General features: G+C 64.2%; 16 protein-coding genes. 5 read left to right on the forward strand and 11 right to left on the reverse strand.

Going from position 1 to position 15,475, the window contains the following annotated elements; translation table 11 throughout:
- Nucleotide 1: 1 nt before the first annotated feature.
- Nucleotides 2-529 carry a YceD family protein gene (locus E8E91_RS03815; RefSeq protein WP_190829848.1) on the reverse strand — a complete coding sequence of 176 codons (528 nt, stop codon included), beginning with the start codon at nucleotides 527-529 and terminating at the stop codon, nucleotides 2-4.
- A gap of 109 nt (nucleotides 530-638) precedes the next feature.
- Here E8E91_RS03815 and E8E91_RS03820 point away from each other — a divergent pair, with 109 nt between their 5' ends.
- Complete coding sequence (locus E8E91_RS03820) at nucleotides 639-1,217, forward strand: nucleoside triphosphate pyrophosphatase (RefSeq protein ID WP_280374671.1); 579 nt, start codon at nucleotides 639-641, stop codon at nucleotides 1,215-1,217.
- Nucleotides 1,218-1,278: 61 nt separating this feature from the next.
- Here the strand turns inward: E8E91_RS03820 and sppA are convergent, their stop codons facing one another.
- From sppA to rluC, 3 genes are read right to left on the reverse strand one after another with little or no spacing between them, the layout of a single operon-like run.
- A complete protein-coding gene (gene sppA, locus E8E91_RS03825) occupies nucleotides 1,279-2,259 on the reverse strand; it encodes a signal peptide peptidase SppA (protein WP_280374672.1) in 981 nt (326 codons plus the stop codon).
- Nucleotides 2,252-2,944: an HAD-IA family hydrolase gene (locus E8E91_RS03830; protein ID WP_280374673.1), complete on the reverse strand. Its 693-nt coding sequence runs from the start codon at nucleotides 2,942-2,944 to the stop codon at nucleotides 2,252-2,254. The genes sppA and E8E91_RS03830 overlap by 8 nt, the downstream gene beginning before the upstream one ends.
- Complete coding sequence (gene rluC / locus E8E91_RS03835; RefSeq protein WP_280374674.1) at nucleotides 2,937-3,890, reverse strand: 23S rRNA pseudouridine(955/2504/2580) synthase RluC; 954 nt, start codon at nucleotides 3,888-3,890, stop codon at nucleotides 2,937-2,939. Before rluC ends, E8E91_RS03830 begins: the two co-directional genes overlap by 8 nt.
- Between rluC and E8E91_RS03840 the strand changes: the two genes are divergently transcribed.
- Together E8E91_RS03840 and rne are read left to right on the forward strand one after the other, a co-directional pair.
- Entirely contained in the window at nucleotides 3,822-4,103 is a 282-nt protein-coding gene (locus E8E91_RS03840; RefSeq protein WP_280374724.1) for a hypothetical protein, read from the forward strand. The genes rluC and E8E91_RS03840 overlap by 69 nt on opposite strands.
- Nucleotides 4,104-4,447: 344 nt before the next feature.
- A complete protein-coding gene (gene rne / locus E8E91_RS03845) occupies nucleotides 4,448-7,546 on the forward strand; it encodes a ribonuclease E (RefSeq protein ID WP_280374675.1) in 3,099 nt (1,032 codons plus the stop codon).
- A 70-nt stretch (nucleotides 7,547-7,616) separates the two neighbouring features.
- Here the strand turns inward: rne and E8E91_RS03850 are convergent, their stop codons facing one another.
- The 4 genes from E8E91_RS03850 to E8E91_RS03865 all read right to left on the reverse strand — a co-directional run bounded on the left by E8E91_RS03850 (nucleotide 7,617) and on the right by E8E91_RS03865 (nucleotide 11,443).
- Nucleotides 7,617-9,398, reverse strand: coding sequence for an ABC transporter transmembrane domain-containing protein (locus tag E8E91_RS03850; protein ID WP_280374676.1), 1,782 nt, complete (start codon nucleotides 9,396-9,398; stop codon nucleotides 7,617-7,619).
- A gap of 8 nt (nucleotides 9,399-9,406) precedes the next feature.
- The gene (locus E8E91_RS03855; protein WP_280374677.1) at nucleotides 9,407-9,817 is read right to left on the reverse strand and encodes a DoxX-like family protein; all 411 of its coding nucleotides are present in this window, start codon (nucleotides 9,815-9,817) and stop codon (nucleotides 9,407-9,409) included.
- Nucleotides 9,804-10,244 carry a thiol-disulfide oxidoreductase DCC family protein gene (locus tag E8E91_RS03860; RefSeq protein ID WP_271471385.1) on the reverse strand — a complete coding sequence of 147 codons (441 nt, stop codon included), beginning with the start codon at nucleotides 10,242-10,244 and terminating at the stop codon, nucleotides 9,804-9,806. The genes E8E91_RS03855 and E8E91_RS03860 overlap by 14 nt, the downstream gene beginning before the upstream one ends.
- A 71-nt stretch (nucleotides 10,245-10,315) precedes the next feature.
- Nucleotides 10,316-11,443 carry an ATP-NAD kinase family protein gene (locus E8E91_RS03865; RefSeq protein WP_280374678.1) on the reverse strand — a complete coding sequence of 376 codons (1,128 nt, stop codon included), beginning with the start codon at nucleotides 11,441-11,443 and terminating at the stop codon, nucleotides 10,316-10,318.
- A 191-nt stretch (nucleotides 11,444-11,634) separates the two neighbouring features.
- On the opposite strand from E8E91_RS03865, the gene E8E91_RS03870 reads away from it, so the two are divergent.
- Nucleotides 11,635-11,811 carry a PA1571 family protein gene (locus E8E91_RS03870; protein ID WP_280363908.1) on the forward strand — a complete coding sequence of 59 codons (177 nt, stop codon included), beginning with the start codon at nucleotides 11,635-11,637 and terminating at the stop codon, nucleotides 11,809-11,811.
- Nucleotides 11,812-11,845: 34 nt separating this feature from the next.
- On the opposite strand, the gene pdxB is transcribed toward E8E91_RS03870, so the two are convergent.
- Entirely contained in the window at nucleotides 11,846-12,988 is a 1,143-nt protein-coding gene (gene pdxB, locus E8E91_RS03875; protein ID WP_280374679.1) for a 4-phosphoerythronate dehydrogenase PdxB, read from the reverse strand.
- 269 nt (nucleotides 12,989-13,257) lie between these two features.
- On the opposite strand from pdxB, the gene E8E91_RS03880 reads away from it, so the two are divergent.
- Nucleotides 13,258-14,640: an MATE family efflux transporter gene (locus E8E91_RS03880; protein ID WP_280374680.1), complete on the forward strand. Its 1,383-nt coding sequence runs from the start codon at nucleotides 13,258-13,260 to the stop codon at nucleotides 14,638-14,640.
- 49 nt (nucleotides 14,641-14,689) lie between these two features.
- On the opposite strand, the gene E8E91_RS03885 is transcribed toward E8E91_RS03880, so the two are convergent.
- Nucleotides 14,690-15,145 (reverse strand): gamma-glutamylcyclotransferase, encoded by a 456-nt coding sequence (locus E8E91_RS03885; protein WP_280374681.1) that lies wholly within the window; start codon nucleotides 15,143-15,145, stop codon nucleotides 14,690-14,692.
- Nucleotides 15,145-15,384 carry a sulfurtransferase TusA gene (gene tusA, locus E8E91_RS03890; RefSeq protein WP_028630883.1) on the reverse strand — a complete coding sequence of 80 codons (240 nt, stop codon included), beginning with the start codon at nucleotides 15,382-15,384 and terminating at the stop codon, nucleotides 15,145-15,147. Before tusA ends, E8E91_RS03885 begins: the two co-directional genes overlap by 1 nt.
- Nucleotides 15,385-15,475: the final 91 nt, after the last annotated feature.

Here is a 15,475-nt window from a genome sequence, read left to right on the forward strand (position 1 = left end):
CCTAAACGTTTGGGTCACGCTTTAACTGCGCCAGTACGCTGAACGGGTTGGACCGCGAAACCTCGTTCTCGCTCGGCTCGGGCTCATCGAGACCCGCCGGCTGCTGGCAATCTTCAGGGTCATGGGCCGGAACTATGGGGAGGGCGAGCAATAGCTCATCCTCGACCAGAGTCATCAGATCCAGCGGATCTTCTCCCACTTCCAGCACGTCATAGCCCTTCGGCAGCGACTGACTGTCAGCCCCTTCCCTCACCACGGCGTAATCACATTCGCTGTGGATGTTCAGGGCGACCAGCTCTAGACAACGCTGGCAAACCATCTTGACCTCAACGTCGATCCGACTGTGGATGACCACAGCGCGACGCTCATCACGGCCAAACGCCAAGCGTGCATGAATGCTGCCCGCATTGTCCGCAAGGGGGTCGCAGAGTCGCTCCAGGCTGGCGAGCGCGATCTCACCCTCTAGAGTGACTTCGCGGTCCGCCAACTTGCGCGGATCTACATGAGGTGGAATCGGCCCGTTCAACATAGGCGCAGCATTCTAGGGATGACCCCCTCCCCTGTCAAAGGAATTTCCGCATTGTCCGCAGCCGGAGCGCGTCTATAGAATCGCCCCCCCACAAGCCCGGAGATCGCCAATGCTGCCCCTGGTGCTCGCATCCAGCTCCCCCTATCGCCGCGAACTGCTCGAACGCCTGCGCCTCCCCTTTACCTGGAGCGCTCCAGCTATCGACGAAAGCCGCCAACCTGAGGAATCCGCCGAACAACTGGTGCGCCGCCTCGCCCTGGAGAAGGCCCGAGCCCTCGCCAGCCAACGCCCGAATCACCTGATCATCGGCTCCGACCAGGTCGCCGTGCTGGGCGAACAGATCCTCGGCAAGCCTCACGACTTCAAACGCGCCCGCGACCAATTGCTGGCCGCGAGCGGCACCAGCGTCAGCTTCCTGACCGGCCTCGCACTGCTGAACAGCGAAACCGGACAGCACCAAGTCGATTGCGTGCCATTCACCGTGCACTTCCGCAATCTGGACGAAGCGCGCATCTGCCGCTACCTGGAAGCGGAACAACCCTACGACTGCGCCGGCAGCTTCAAGGCAGAAGGCCTTGGCGTGAGCCTGTTCCGCGCCACCGAAGGCACGGACGCCACCAGCCTGGTCGGCCTCCCCCTGATTCGACTGGTGGATATGCTGCTCGCCGAAGGCGTGCAGATTCCCTGACCCCTATATAAAGGAAAGCCCGGCACTGGCCGGGCTTTCTTCAAAAGGACAACTACCAGCGTCAACGCAGACTCGGCCCCTGGAACCCCATCCAAAGCGCGAGACGCTCAGCCACGCTGGCACCGAACTTCTTCGAGAAGCGATCGAAGGGCGACTCCTGGACGGTGTAGTCGACGATCTCCTTCGCACCAATGACTTCGCGAGCAACAAAGCTGGTATTGCCGAGCTTATCCACCAACCCCAGCTCCAGCGCCTGCTCACCGGACCAGACCAGACCACTGAACAATTCGGGATGGCCATCGACCTTGAGCCGATCACCACGCCCCTTCTTCACGCTTTCGATGAACTGCTGGTGAGTGGTGTCCAGGACGTTTTGCCAGAACTCGGTTTCTTCCTGCTTCTGCGGCTGGAAAGGATCCAGGAACGCCTTGTGCTCGCCCGAGGTATAGACACGGCGCTCGACACCCAGCTTGCCCATCGCATCGACAAATCCAAAGCTGGCCGCGGTGACTCCAATGGACCCGACAAGACTGGCCTTGTCGGCATAGATCTCATCCGCAGCACTGGCGATGTAGTAGGCACCAGATGCCCCCAGATCAGCGATCACGGCGTAAACCTTGATGTCCTTGTGCGCCTCGCGCAGCCGGCGAATCTCGTCGTAGACATAGCCGGACTGCACCGGACTGCCGCCCGGACTATTGATGCGCAGCACCACACCCTTGGTCTTCGGGTCTTCGAAGGCCGCGCGCAGACTGGTCACGATGTTGTCGGCACTGGCCGCCTCTTCATCGGCGATCATGCCGCGAACCTCCACCAGGGCGGTGTGCTCCTGGCCGCGCGCCGCGCTTTTTTGCAGATCGAAGGCCGGCGACAGCATCACCAGGGCGACAAACAGGTAAATGAAGGTCAAAAGCTTGAAGAAAATACCCCAGCGCCGGGCACGACGCTGCTCCTGAACACCGGCCAGAACCGCCTTTTCCAGCAGCTTCCAGCTCTTCTCTTCAGTCTTGTCGGCAGCCGGTTCTTTCCATTCGTCAGACATAGGTCTCCACCTCTCGGGATTGCCGGCTCAGATCACCACTCAGCCAGTGTCGCAGTTCCTCGAAACGCTCGATCGCCAACTTCGGCGACTCCTTGAGCAACTCTGCAAGCGGCTGGGCACCATAGCCCACTGCCACGGAATCCATCCCAGCCCGATGCGCCATGCGCAGATCGAAGGGCGAATCCCCCACCATCACAGCCCGCTCTGCCACCACCCCGCAATGCGCAAGGATTTCCTGCAACATGCGCGGATCAGGCTTGCTCGCGGTTTCATCAGCGCAGCGAGTAACGTCGAAATATTCCAGCCATCCGCGCCCCGCCAACACCTGATCAAGGCCGCGACGACTCTTGCCGGTGGCCACCGCCAGACGATAGCCCTCCTCACGAAACGCCTCCAACGCCTCCGCCACCCCTTCGAACAGGGGCGAAGGCTGGCGCTCCAAGGCACCGTAGTGCTCACCGTAACGCTGGCGGAACGCATCTATGCAGCGCGAATCCTCGAGCTCCGGATAGAGAGTGGCGATGGCTTCCGGCAAACCAAGACCAATGATGCCCTTGATTGCGACATCATCACGCCAGGGCAGTCCGGACACATCAGCCGCCACACGCATGGACTCGACAATACGGGCAATGGAGTCAACCAGCGTGCCGTCCCAGTCAAAGATAAGCAGTTGGTAATCAGGCACCGAGACGCTCCAGGGTTTTCTCCCACATCTCGTCTACCGGAGCCTCCAGCTTCAGTTCGCCGCCATCGGGAAGGCTGATCGCCAGGGAATGTGCGTGCAGGAACAGGCGCTTGCCGCCCAGCTCGCGAATCTCGCGAGTGAAATCCTCATCACCGTACTTGGGGTCACCAGCGATGGAATGGCCAGCATGCTTGGCATGCACACGAATCTGGTGGGTACGCCCGGTGATCGGACTGGCTTCCACCAGCGTGGCGAACTCGCCGAAACGACGCACGACGCGAAACTCGGTCAGCGCTTCCTTGCCCTCGGGATTCACCTCGACCATCCGCTCGCCGGAGCGCAGGTTGTTCTTCAACAACGGCGCACTGACTTTCTTCTTCGAGGTCGGCCAACTGCCGCGCACCAGCGCGAGGTAACGCTTGTCGACACCATCGCCACGCAGCGCCTCGTGAAGGTGACGCAGCATGCTGCGCTTCTTGGCGATCATCAGCAGGCCAGAGGTGTCGCGATCCAGGCGGTGCACCAGCTCCAGATCCTTGGCTTCGGGACGCAACTGACGAAAGGCCTCGATCACGCCGAAACTGAGACCGCTGCCACCGTGGACTGCGATGCCAGCCGGCTTGTTCAGCACGATCAGCGCCTTGTCCTCGTAGACGACGGCGGCCTCCAGCCGTTCCAGCATCCCCTGGGCAACCGGAGCCGGCTCGTCCGGCTCGGACAGGCGCAGCGGAGGAACCCGCACGATGTCGCCCGCTTGAAGCTTGTACTCAGGCTTGATGCGCCCCTTGTTCACGCGAACTTCGCCTTTGCGAAGGATGCGATAAATCAATGTCTTGGGCGCACCTTTCAGCTGGGTGCGTAGGAAATTGTCGATTCGTTGGCCGGCATATTCCGGCGCAACCTCAAGCAGCTGGACGCCGGAGGTTGGAGAGGCGGGAGTATTCATCTGAGCATCATAACAATTTTTTATGGATTTGAAGCACTTAATGATTACTGCTATAGTCGCGAACGCCGCCAAAAGCGGCCTGGTTTCGGGGTGTTCGCCATATCCGCCACCCCAACCGCTGCAACCCTTTCAGGACGTAAGGCCGTCCGACAGAAAATTCGCCGCAATGGCCGCGAATTTTCCGAAATCAAAGCCTTGAGCCATGATGCGTGATCGCCCCTTTCAATGGGAGATTGCGGTAAATGCAACCCGCTACGGATTCAGCGAGCGGCACCCGATTTTCAAGGGATAAGTGTAGGGTGGAGATGCATAACCGTCGGACTGCGTAGTTTCAAGACGCTTCATTTCGTCCGCTACCGACCGTTGATTCCTCCTCCTGAACAAGTGCTTCTGTCACGACACAGCAAGCAGGAGACGTAGTCGCGATTCCGGCCCCTTTGGCTGGAATCGCTGGACACTGGGGTGGCCCTCCACCCCTGACACGCACCTGACACCGACCGCGAGAGTCGTGTGCGCCAATCGCCGTTTCCGGCAGCCCGGAAACCTATTGGTACCACATGAAAAGAATGCTGATTAACGCGACTCAACCCGAAGAGTTGCGTGTTGCTCTGGTCGACGGCCAACGCCTGTATGACCTGGACATCGAATCGGGTGCCCGCGAGCAGAAGAAAGCCAACATCTACAAAGGCCGAATCACTCGCATCGAGCCCAGCCTCGAGGCAGCCTTCGTCGACTTCGGCGCTGAGCGTCACGGCTTCCTGCCCCTGAAAGAAATCTCCCGCGAATACTTCAAGAAATCCCCTGAAGGCCGCATCAACATCAAAGAAGTGCTCAGCGAAGGCCAGGAAGTCATTGTCCAGGTCGAGAAAGAAGAGCGCGGCAACAAGGGCGCAGCCCTGACCACCTTCATCAGCCTCGCCGGTCGTTACCTGGTGCTGATGCCGAACAACCCCCGCGCTGGCGGCATCTCCCGTCGCATCGAAGGCGAAGAGCGCAACGAACTGCGCGAAGCGCTGAACGGTCTCAACGCTCCGGCCGACATGGGCCTGATCGTCCGCACCGCCGGTCTCGGCCGCTCCAGCGAAGAGCTGCAGTGGGACCTGGACTACCTGCTGCAACTCTGGAGCGCCATCAAGGAAGCCTCCGGTGAGCGTGGCGCCCCCTTCCTGATCTACCAGGAAAGCAACGTCATCATCCGCGCAATCCGCGACTACCTGCGCCAGGACATTGGCGAAGTGCTGGTCGACAGCGTCGAAGCCCACGAGGAAGCCCTGAGCTTCATTCGCCAGGTGATGCCGCAGTACCAGAGCAAGATCAAGCTCTACCAGGACAGCGTTCCGCTGTTCAATCGCTTCCAGATCGAAAGCCAGATCGAAACCGCCTTCCAGCGCGAAGTGAAGCTGCCGTCCGGCGGCTCCATCGTCATCGACCCGACCGAAGCCCTGGTGTCCATCGACATCAACTCGGCGCGTGCGACCAAGGGTGGCGACATCGAAGAAACCGCCCTGCAGACCAACCTGGAAGCGGCCGAGGAAATCGCTCGCCAGCTGCGCCTGCGTGACATCGGCGGCCTGATCGTCATCGACTTCATCGACATGACCCCGGCCAAGAACCAGCGCGCCGTGGAAGAGAAAGTCCGCGAAGCCCTGGAAGCCGACCGCGCCCGCGTGCAGATCGGCCGAATCTCCCGCTTCGGCCTGCTGGAAATGTCCCGTCAGCGCCTGCGTCCGTCCCTGGGCGAGACCAGCGGCATCGTCTGCCCCCGTTGCGACGGCCAGGGCATCATCCGTGACGTCGAATCCCTGTCGCTGGCCATCCTGCGCCTGATCGAGGAAGAAGCCCTCAAGGACCGCACCGCCGAAGTACGCGCCCAGGTGCCGATCCCGGTTGCCGCCTTCCTGCTCAACGAGAAGCGCAACAGCATCACCAAGATCGAGCTGCGTAGCCGTTCGCGCATCGTCATCCTGCCGAACGACCACCTGGAAACCCCGCACTTCGAAGTCCAGCGCCTGCGCGACGACAGCCCGGAAGTACAGAGCAACCAGTCCAGCTACGAAATGACCCCGGCCGAGGCTGAAGAAGTCCAGCAGGTCAGCTCCACCCGCACCCTGGTCCGCCAGGAAGCCGCGGTGAAGACCGTATCCCCCGAGCGCCCTGCCCCGGCACCGACCCCGGCCGCCCCCCTGGCACCGCCGGCACCGACTCCGGAGCCGAGCCTGTTCAAAGGCCTGGTGAAATCCCTGGTGGGTCTGTTCGCCGGCAAGGAAGAGCCCAAGGTCGAAGCCGAGAAGCCTGCCGCCGAGCGCCAGCCGCGCGGTGACGAGCGTCGCAACGGCCGCCAGCAGAACCGTCGTCGTGATGGACGCGAAGGTCGTGAAGGCCGCCGCGAGGAAGATCGCAAGCCGCGTGAAGAGCGCCAGCCGCGCGAAGCCCGTGAAGGCCAGGAAGCTCGTCGCGAACGTGGCGAACGCGCTGAGCGTCCGGCCCGCGAAGAGCGCCAGCCGCGTGAAGAGCGTCAACCACGCGAGGAACGCCAGGCCCGCGAGCCGCGCGAAGAGCGTCAACCGCGTGAAGAGCGCCAGCCCCGTGAGGAGCGTCAACCCCGCGAAGAGCGTCAGCCGCGTGAAGAACGTCAGCCGCGTGAAGCCCGCGAAGGCCAGGAAGGTCGTCGCGAGCGTGGCGAGCGCGCTGAGCGTCCGGCCCGCGAAGAACGTCAGCCGCGTGAAGAGCGCCAGCCCCGCGAGGAGCGCCAGCCGCGCGCCGAAGTGGCCCAGGCTGAAGTGGTCGACGAAGAACTGCTGAACAACGAAGAACTGCTGCAGGACGACGATCAGGAAGGCGCCGATGGTGAGCGTCCCCGTCGCCGCTCCCGTGGCCAGCGTCGTCGCAGCAACCGCCGCGAGCGTCAGCGCGAAGCCAATGGCGAAGAGCTGGGCGCGGATGAGGAAGGTGCCGAACAGGCCGCTCCTGCCGACGCAGTTCAGGCCGCTTCCGTAGCCGCCACCGCTGTTGTTGCCGCTGAAGTGGTTGCAGAAGCCACCGTTGAAGCTCCGGCCCAGGTGGAAACCCCGGCTGCCGAAGCCGTCGTTGAAGTACCGGCCGCAGAAGCAGTGGTTGCCGAGGCCGTTGTTGAAGCCGCCCCGGTTGCCGAACAGGCCCCAGTGGTAGAGCAAGCCCCGGCAGTGGTGGAAGCTCCGGTCGTTGAAGCAGCACCTGCCGAAGTCGTGGTAGAGGCCCCTGCCGCAGCTCCTGCTGAGGAAGCTCCGGTTGCCGTACCTGAGGCTCAGGAAGCTGCTCAAGCGCCGTCCAGCGCTGGCCGCGCCGCCAACGACCCGCGTGAAGTGCGTCGTCGTCAGCGCGAAGCCGAGCGCCTGGCCAAGGAAGCCGAAGCAAGCGCCGCCCAGGCTGTTGAAGCCGTAGCCGCCGCCGAGCCGGTATCCGCTGCCGCCCACGCCATTGCTGGTGTGGAAGAGGAAGTAGTCGCTGCCGAGCAGAAGGTCGAGGAAGCCGTTGAACAAGCTGTGGAAGCTCCGGCTGAACAGCCTGAGCAAGTAGCAGCCGAAGCGACCGAAGCCCAAGCGCCGGCCGAAGCCGAAACCAAGGCTGAGGAAGAAGAGAAGGACGAAGCCAAGGACGAGACCAAACCGGTCGTCTGAAGCCAGTCCTGAATGAAAAAGGGGATGCCATTGGCATCCCCTTTTTTCTTGCCCGCAATATCGAACCCCGCTACTCCACTTCGTCTCCCACCTGTGTCGCGAACTGCAGTTCCGCCAGCCGCGCATAGAGCGGACTGCTGGCCACCAGCTGCGCGTGACGACCGATTGCCACCACCCTGCCCCGCTCCATCACCGCAATGCGGTCAGCGTTCTGCACTGTGGCCAGGCGGTGGGCGATCACCAGCGTTGTGCGCCCACTCATCAATGCCGGCAGAGCCTGTTGGATCAGGTGCTCGCTTTCCGCATCCAGGGCGCTGGTCGCTTCGTCCAGCAGCAGGATGGGCGCGTCCACCAGCAATGCACGTGCGATGGCCAGGCGCTGTCGCTGGCCGCCAGAGAGTCCGATGCCACCCTCTCCCAGATGGGTCTGGTAACCCTTCGGCAGGCGAGTGATGAACTCGTGGGCATGGGCGGCGCGGGCGGCCGCTTCGACGTCGGCGTCAGAGGCCTCGGGACGCCCGTAGCGGATGTTGTCCTCGACGCTGCCGTAGAACAGCGCAGGATTCTGCGAAACCAGCGCAAAGCAGCGGCGCAGGTCGGCCGGTTCCAACTGTTTCAGCTCCACGCCCTCCACCTGGATGCTTCCTCCCTGAGGATCGAAGAAGCGCAACAGCAGCTCGAAGACCGTCGACTTGCCCGCCCCGGAAGGACCAACCAGCGCTAGCGTCTCACCAGGGCGAACGTCCAGGCTGACGCCGTCCAGCGCGTTCACTTCCGGCCGTCCGGGATAGGCGAAGCGCACTGCGTCCAGCTCGATGCGACCGCTGACCCGCTCCGGTAGCGACACCTGCCCTTGCGCGGGCGCATGGATGTCGTTTCGTGCCTGCAGCAGCTCGGCGATTCGCTCCGCGGCACCGGCGGCGCTCTGCAACTCGCCAATCACCTCGCTGATGGCGCCGAAGGCCGCCCCCACGATCAGGCTGTAGAAAACGAAGGCTGCCAGGTCGCCGGGCGATATGCGCCCGGCGATCACATCCGTCCCACCGACCCAGAGCATCACACCCACCGCCCCCAGCACCAGCAGGATGACCAGGGTGATCAGCCAGGCACGCTGGGTGATACGCCGGCGCGCGGTGTCGAAGGCCCCCTCCACCGTACGGGCGAACCGCTGGCGATCCTGCGCCTGATGGTTGTAGGCCTGCACCGTCTTGATCTGCCCCAGGGTTTCCCCGACGTAGCTGCCGACGTCGGCGATACGGTCCTGGCTTTGCCGCGAGAGACGCCGTACCCGCCGGCCGAAGAGGAGGATGGGCGCCAGCACCAGCGGCAGCGCCAGCAGGACGATGCCGGTCAGTTTCGGGTTGGTGACGAACAGCAGGCCGATACCGCCCACCAGCATGATGCCGTTGCGCAGTGCCATGGACAGCGATGAGCCGATCACCGACTGCAGCAAGGTGGTGTCGGCAGTGAGCCTGGACTGGATTTCCGATGCGCGATTGCTTTCGTAGAAGCCCGGATGCAGCTGGATCAGATGGTCGAACACGCGCTTGCGGATATCCGCCACGAAGCGCTCGCCAATCCACGAGACCAGGTAGAAGCGCGTGAAGGTGCCCAGCGCCAGGGCCAGCACCAGGCCGAAGAACAGCATGATCGAATGCCGCAGCGACGCCTCGGACTGGGTAGCCAGCCCCTGGTCCACCAGCAGGCGGATGCCCTGCCCCATCGACAGGGTAATGGCGGCGGTGAACAGCAGCGCCAACAGGGCACCCATCACCCGCCAGCGGTAAGGCGCGACAAAGCGCGCAGCCATGCGCAGCGCATTACGCTGCCTTGAGGAAAGGAGAGATGCCATCGAAGGTCTCAGTCAGCTAGGCCAGGGGATTGTCCACCTCGCGCCGGAGCTTCCGCCCACCACCCCATCAGGCAGAGGCACAGCGCCACCAGATTGGTGGACAGGGGATTGAAGGCCTGGATCAGCAGGCCCGGCGTGAACAGCGCCACGTCCAGCAGCAGCCCCGCCAGCAGCAGCGCCGATACGATGAGCGGCCAGCGCGACTGGCGAACCACGAGCAGGATCAGCGCCATGACGATCTCGGCCAGCCCGGCGAGGGTCGCCACCAGCTCGACGTGGGCCAGCCCGTGGGCCGCGATCATCAGTTTCTCGTCGGCACTCAGCCAGAGCAGCTTGGGCACGAGGCCGTGGTAGAGGAACAGCAGCGCCAGCCCCCAGCGGGCCAGCAAGGCAAATCGACGCAACTCAGCGATCGGCATTCAGGAAGCGCCCCTCATGGTCGGGGGACGGCATCAGACAGACGTCATATCGGCCGAAGAGACGGTAGCGATTCAGCGCGACTCGGTCATAGCACCAGTCGCGAAACCCCAGCGGCAGGAAACGGAAGATCGCCAGCAGCGGCCAGGGCGCCGGCAACTGGCGCAGGATTCGCGCAATGGCCTCGGAGCGGACGAACAGCTCGGCCCCCTCGACATAGAGCAAGGTCGCGAAGCTGTCGGTGGGCAAGCCGAACCAGTGCAGGATCGCCTGCCCTTCCGCCGATTGCACCGAGGCGAGCTTGATGGTTCGCGCCCGGTCATGGCGGATCAGGAACTTCGCCCAGCCATTGCAGAGCTTGCACACCCCGTCGAAGAGCACGACGCGCTCTCCGGGGCCGACATGGGGAGGGTATTGCTCAGCATCCATCGCGATGCTCCTGCAACCTCGGGAAATTGTCGTCGATGGTAGCCGATCTCCCCGCAAGCGGGTGAATGGCCTCAGCCCAGGTCGCCCCAGCCCAGGGGATAGAGCAGCTCTTCCTTGTAGCCGGCCCAGACCCGTACTGCGTCGGGGAAGGCTTCATCCAGGACCGGGTCGCCACTGTCCACCAGCAGCGGCCGGCCTTCCAAAGTGCCCAGCTTGCGTTTGGTGGCCACTACCCGGATGTGATCCAGGCCTATGGCGCGCAACACGCGCGGGCTGATCTGCTGGTTGCCGCGACCGATGATGTGGCCCTGTCCACCGATGGCGGTGACCAGCAGCCGCGCCGGGTGGCCGTCCACCAGCTCGAAAAGTTGGGACTCGGTCACGTCACGGGCGATCACCGCGCCGTTCTCGATCACGTCGACCCCCAGCAGCGTGGTTTCCAACCCCAGGTTGGCCGCCAGCCCGTGGAGGGTGGAACCGGGGCCGAACACGTAACGCACGCCCTCTTCCCAGCTATCGTTCAGCCAGTCGGCCAGATCCACCAGCACCAGCTCTTCCGACTCCATGCCGCCCTGTTTGACGTGCTGCATGAAATGGCCTTCCACGGGGACCGTCAGTTCGCCATACCAGCGCGCTGCCACCTTGCCATCGCGCAGGGCGGCCTCGTCCAGGTCGCGAACCTCGCCGCTGGCCAGACGCACCAACCCACCCTCCACCAGACGTAGCGCCAGTTCTCCGGCCGCGCGCGGACTGATGGCGTAAACCCCGGAGTGGATCTTCACCCCGGCGGGAATTCCCAGCACCGGCTGCCCCTCACGCACGGCGGAACTGACATCCCGCGCCGTGCCATCACCACCGGCGAAAAGAATCAGCGCAACACCGGCGTCCTGCAGGGCCTCGACGGCGTGACGGGTGTCATCGGCGCACGTCAGCGGGCCGTCGAGGTGCCCCAGCACACGGTGAGAAAAGCCCATCTCCGTGAGCAGGTCGGCGCCCATGGGACCGGGGAAGGTCAGGAACTGGATACGCCCGACAAGCGGCAACAGGCATTCCAGCGCCAGTCGGGTGCGGGCGGCCGCCCGAGGCTCAGCGCCTCTGGCAAGGGCTTCTGCGGCAACACCGTCACTGCCCTTCAGCGCAGCTGGGCCACCCAGGCCGGCCAAGGGATTGATGATCAGACCCATATGGAACAAGGACATGCTTACCTCGAACTGAACTCTCGCCCCGCACAGGGGGTCCACCCATCAGGACCAGGACGCTAGCGGTTGGCACATTCACTGCTAGTGTTTCCTGGTCTTTCGTTTTTCCGGCGTAATGCTGACGCCGGCTGTCACCGCGTATTCATCTACCCTCCCTAGACTGCGCGCACCACCTGAAGAGGAGACAGGCCATGAGCTTGCACGACAGCACTTCCGATCGCCGCGTAATCCCGCTGCAGCAACGCCGCCCGGTTGGCGGCGCGATCATCGATGCCCAGGGCCGTGAGATTCCGATTACCGAAACCATGATCCAGCGCGCCTGCCAGGAGCTGCACAAGCAACTGGAATCCGAGCTGAAACAGGCCTGATACGCCAGCGCCCGGGGCAATCCCGGGCCGCTTCCTACACCAGTTCGGCCCCCAGCGCCCGGACGATTCCCGCCAAGCGCGGCGCATCCCCCTTCAAACGTACCCGCAGACCGTCGATTTCCCGCCGCACCGGATAGTGCTTGCGCAGAGCATCGAAGGCAGCGCGACGCTGTCCTTCATTCCCCACCAGGCTACGACGGAAATCCGCATCGTCGCGGCGCGGGTCATACACCGCGCGGCACAGGGTCGCCAGGGCCCAGTTCGGGTCAGTGCCGGCCTCCAGGGTCAGTTCATCCAGCCAAGGCGCGGGCAGCAACTCGTCCAGCTGCACGCTTTCCGCCTGCCCGCTGAAACGGCACCAGGCCTGATAGACCTGCGCGGTACCACGCAGCTTGCCGTCCAGGCTATAGCCGGCAATGTGCGGCGTGGCGATGCGGCTCAGGTGCGCCAGCGCCACGTCCGCCTGGGGTTCGCCCTCCCACACATCAAGCACCGCACGGAGGTCAGTACGACGTTCCAGAATCGCGCGCAGGGCCTGGTTGTCGACCACCGCGCCACGGCTGGCATTGACCAGCCACGCGCCGGGTCGCAGGCGCTCGAGGCGACTGGCATCCAGCAGGTGGTGGGTCGGATGCTCACCACCGGCGTCCAGCGGCGTGTGCAGGCTGATGGCGTCGCACTCGCGGAGAATGGTTTCCAGGTCGACGAAATCGCCGCCTTCGACCGCCTGGCGCGGCGGGTCGCAGACCAGCACCCGCCAGCCGAGGCCACGCAGCACATCCACCAGGCGCCCGCCCACCTGACCGGCCCCCACGACACCGAAGGTGCGCGAGGCAAGGTCCACACCCTCGTCCTCGGCCAGCACCAGCAGGCTCCCCAGCACGTAATCCACCACGCCGCGTGCATTGCAGCCAGGCGCACTGGACCAGCCGATGCCGGCCTGTGCGAAGTATTCGAGATCGAGGTGGTCTGTACCGATGGTGCAGGTGCCGACGAAGCGCACCGGCGTACCCGCCAGGAGAGTGCTATCGACACGGGTCACCGAGCGCACCAGCAGCAGGTCGGCGTCGGCCACGGAGGCAGCGTCGATGGCGCGTCCCGGCAGGCGGCGGATGTCGCCCAGGCCGCCAAAAAAGGCATCGACCAGGGGAATGTTTTCGTCGGCAACTATTCGCATGGCAGGCTCCAGCAGAGAGACCGCCATTCTACGCAATCCCCCCGTCGGGCGCCCGCATCACGGGGCCGTCGCCCTCTTTTCTGACCGTTACGTCAGGGCGTAGACTAGCCATCCCTCAGCCTCCACGTCCCGTTCCGCCGGCAGCCTCTTCTGCAAAGGCGGGGACAGTGCACCGTCGCGAGCCCGTCGCGACCAGGCAATGCCCCAAATTCCTTTCTGCCACCTCTTGCATGGACACCACCGGTACGCCCGGAGGATGACTTATCGATATGGAACTTTCAGTGTCCCACGCTCAATCCCGTTTCAGCCGAGCCAGCGCGGAACTGCGCGCACTGCTCAAGCTGGCGATGCCCATCATGGTCGCCCAGCTCTCCAACACCGCCATGGGATTCGTCGACGCCGTGATGGCCGGCCGCGTGAGCCCGCGCGACCTGGCTGCCGTAGCGCTCGGCAACTCCATCTGGATTCCGGTATTCCTGCTGATGACCGGCACCCTGCTGGCCACCACCGCCAAGGTGGCCGAGCGCTTCGGCGGCAACCGTCAGGAAGAGATCGGCCCGCTGGTTCGCCAGGCCCTGTGGCTCGCCCTGGTCGTGGGCCTGGCCGGCGCGCTGGTACTGCTCAATGCACGACCGGTTTTGCAGCTGATGGGCGTCGACCCGGAACTCATCGATCCGGCCATGGGCTACCTGCAGGGCATCGCCTTCGGCTTCCCCGCCGTGGCGCTCTACTACGTGCTGCGCTGCTTCAGCGATGGCCTGGGCCGCACCCGGCCGAGCATGGTGCTGGGCATCTGCGGCCTGCTGCTGAACATTCCGCTGAACTACATCCTGATCTACGGCCACCTGGGCATGCCCGCCATGGGTGGCGTGGGCTGCGGCTGGGCCAGTGGCACAGTGATGTGGTTCATGCTGCTGGGCATGCTGAGTTGGGTGTCCCGTGCTCCGGCCTACAAGGCGAGCAAGCTGTTCGAGCGCTTCGACAAGCCCCAACTACCGATGATCAAGCGTTTGCTCTCGGTGGGCGGCCCCATTGGCATCGCGGTGTTTGCCGAGTCGAGCATCTTCGCCGTGATCGCCCTGCTGATCGGCGGCCTCGGTGCCACCGTGGTCGCCGGCCACCAGATCGCCCTGAACTTCAGCGCGCTGGTGTTCATGATCCCCTACGCCCTGGCGATGGCCGTCACCGTGCGCGTTGGTCAGGCCCTCGGACGTAGCGAGCCCCGCGCGGCACGCTTCGCGGCCGGTGTCGGTATCGGCGTGGCACTGGCCTATGCCTGCCTGTCCGCCAGCCTGATGCTGCTGTGCCGTGAGCTGATCGCGAAGATGTATTCGCCAGATCCTGCGGTGATTGCCGTGGCTGCCATGCTGATCGTCTATTCGGCGCTGTTCCAGTTCTCCGACGCCATCCAGGTCGCCGCCGCCGGCGCCCTGCGTGGCTACCAGGACACCCGCGCGACCATGATCATCACGCTCTTCGCCTACTGGGGCATCGGTCTGCCAGTGGGCTACGCCCTGGGCCTCTCCAACTGGCTGGGCGAACCGAGCGGCCCCAAGGGGCTCTGGCAGGGCCTGGTGGTGGGTCTGACCTGCGCCGCGGTGCTGCTCAGCGTGCGCCTGACGCGCAGTGCACGGGCGAGAATCAGGATGTAACGGAAAAGGGCCGCTGGATGCGGCCCTTTTCATTGGCGAGGTCTGCGCTTCATTCGTCTGCGTGGGCGGGCACTGCCGCCAGGGATTCCCAATAGGCAGAAGAAAGGAACTCACGGCCGGCCAACAGGTGCTCCAGGTAACCACGGGTGGGCCACAGGCCCTCCTCGCGCATAGCCGGATTGGCGACATAGACCCAGGCCGGCTGCACGCCCTGCGCGGTCAACACTGGCATGCGCTCCCGGCTATAGAAGATGGGCGTGCCCTCGAAGGGGTCCATCTTCCAGATCTCGTCTTCATGGGCCAGGCGATAGAGCACGCCTTCCACCACACCGTCCCGCTGGTAGCGGATGTTGGCGTATGAGCGGCCGGGACGGTCGTGGGCGCGCTTGTTGAAGCACAGGGCGTAACCCTCCAGCCGCCCCGCCATCGCTTCGCTGAACACCAGACCACGACTGCGCATGCGCGCCGGGTTCATGTTCGACCCATAAGCAAAGTAGAAGGACATCAGTCGGCCTTCTTGCGAATCCAGTAGAAGTAGGTACCCGCCTCTTCCGACTGGTCCAGCAGTTCATGACCGAGGAAGACGCAGAACTTGGGGATGTCGCGGCGCGTGGAGGGGTCGGTGGCGATCACCTTGAGCAGGCCGCCGGCCGGCAGGTCGCGCACCTTGTTGTGGAGCATCATCACCGGTTCGGGGCAATTCAGGCCGGTGGCGTCGAGGATGGCATCAGGCTGTTGGGACATGGGGCACTCCGAAAACTGCCGGCTATTGTGGCGCAAAGCCGGGTAGACGCCCAGCCTTGTCGCCCTCGCTGCGACGTCCGGCCACAGCGGC

Origin of the sequence: Pseudomonas sp. BN515, assembly GCF_029873155.1 — a bacterium.
Taxonomy (GTDB): Bacteria; Pseudomonadota; Gammaproteobacteria; order Pseudomonadales; family Pseudomonadaceae; genus Metapseudomonas.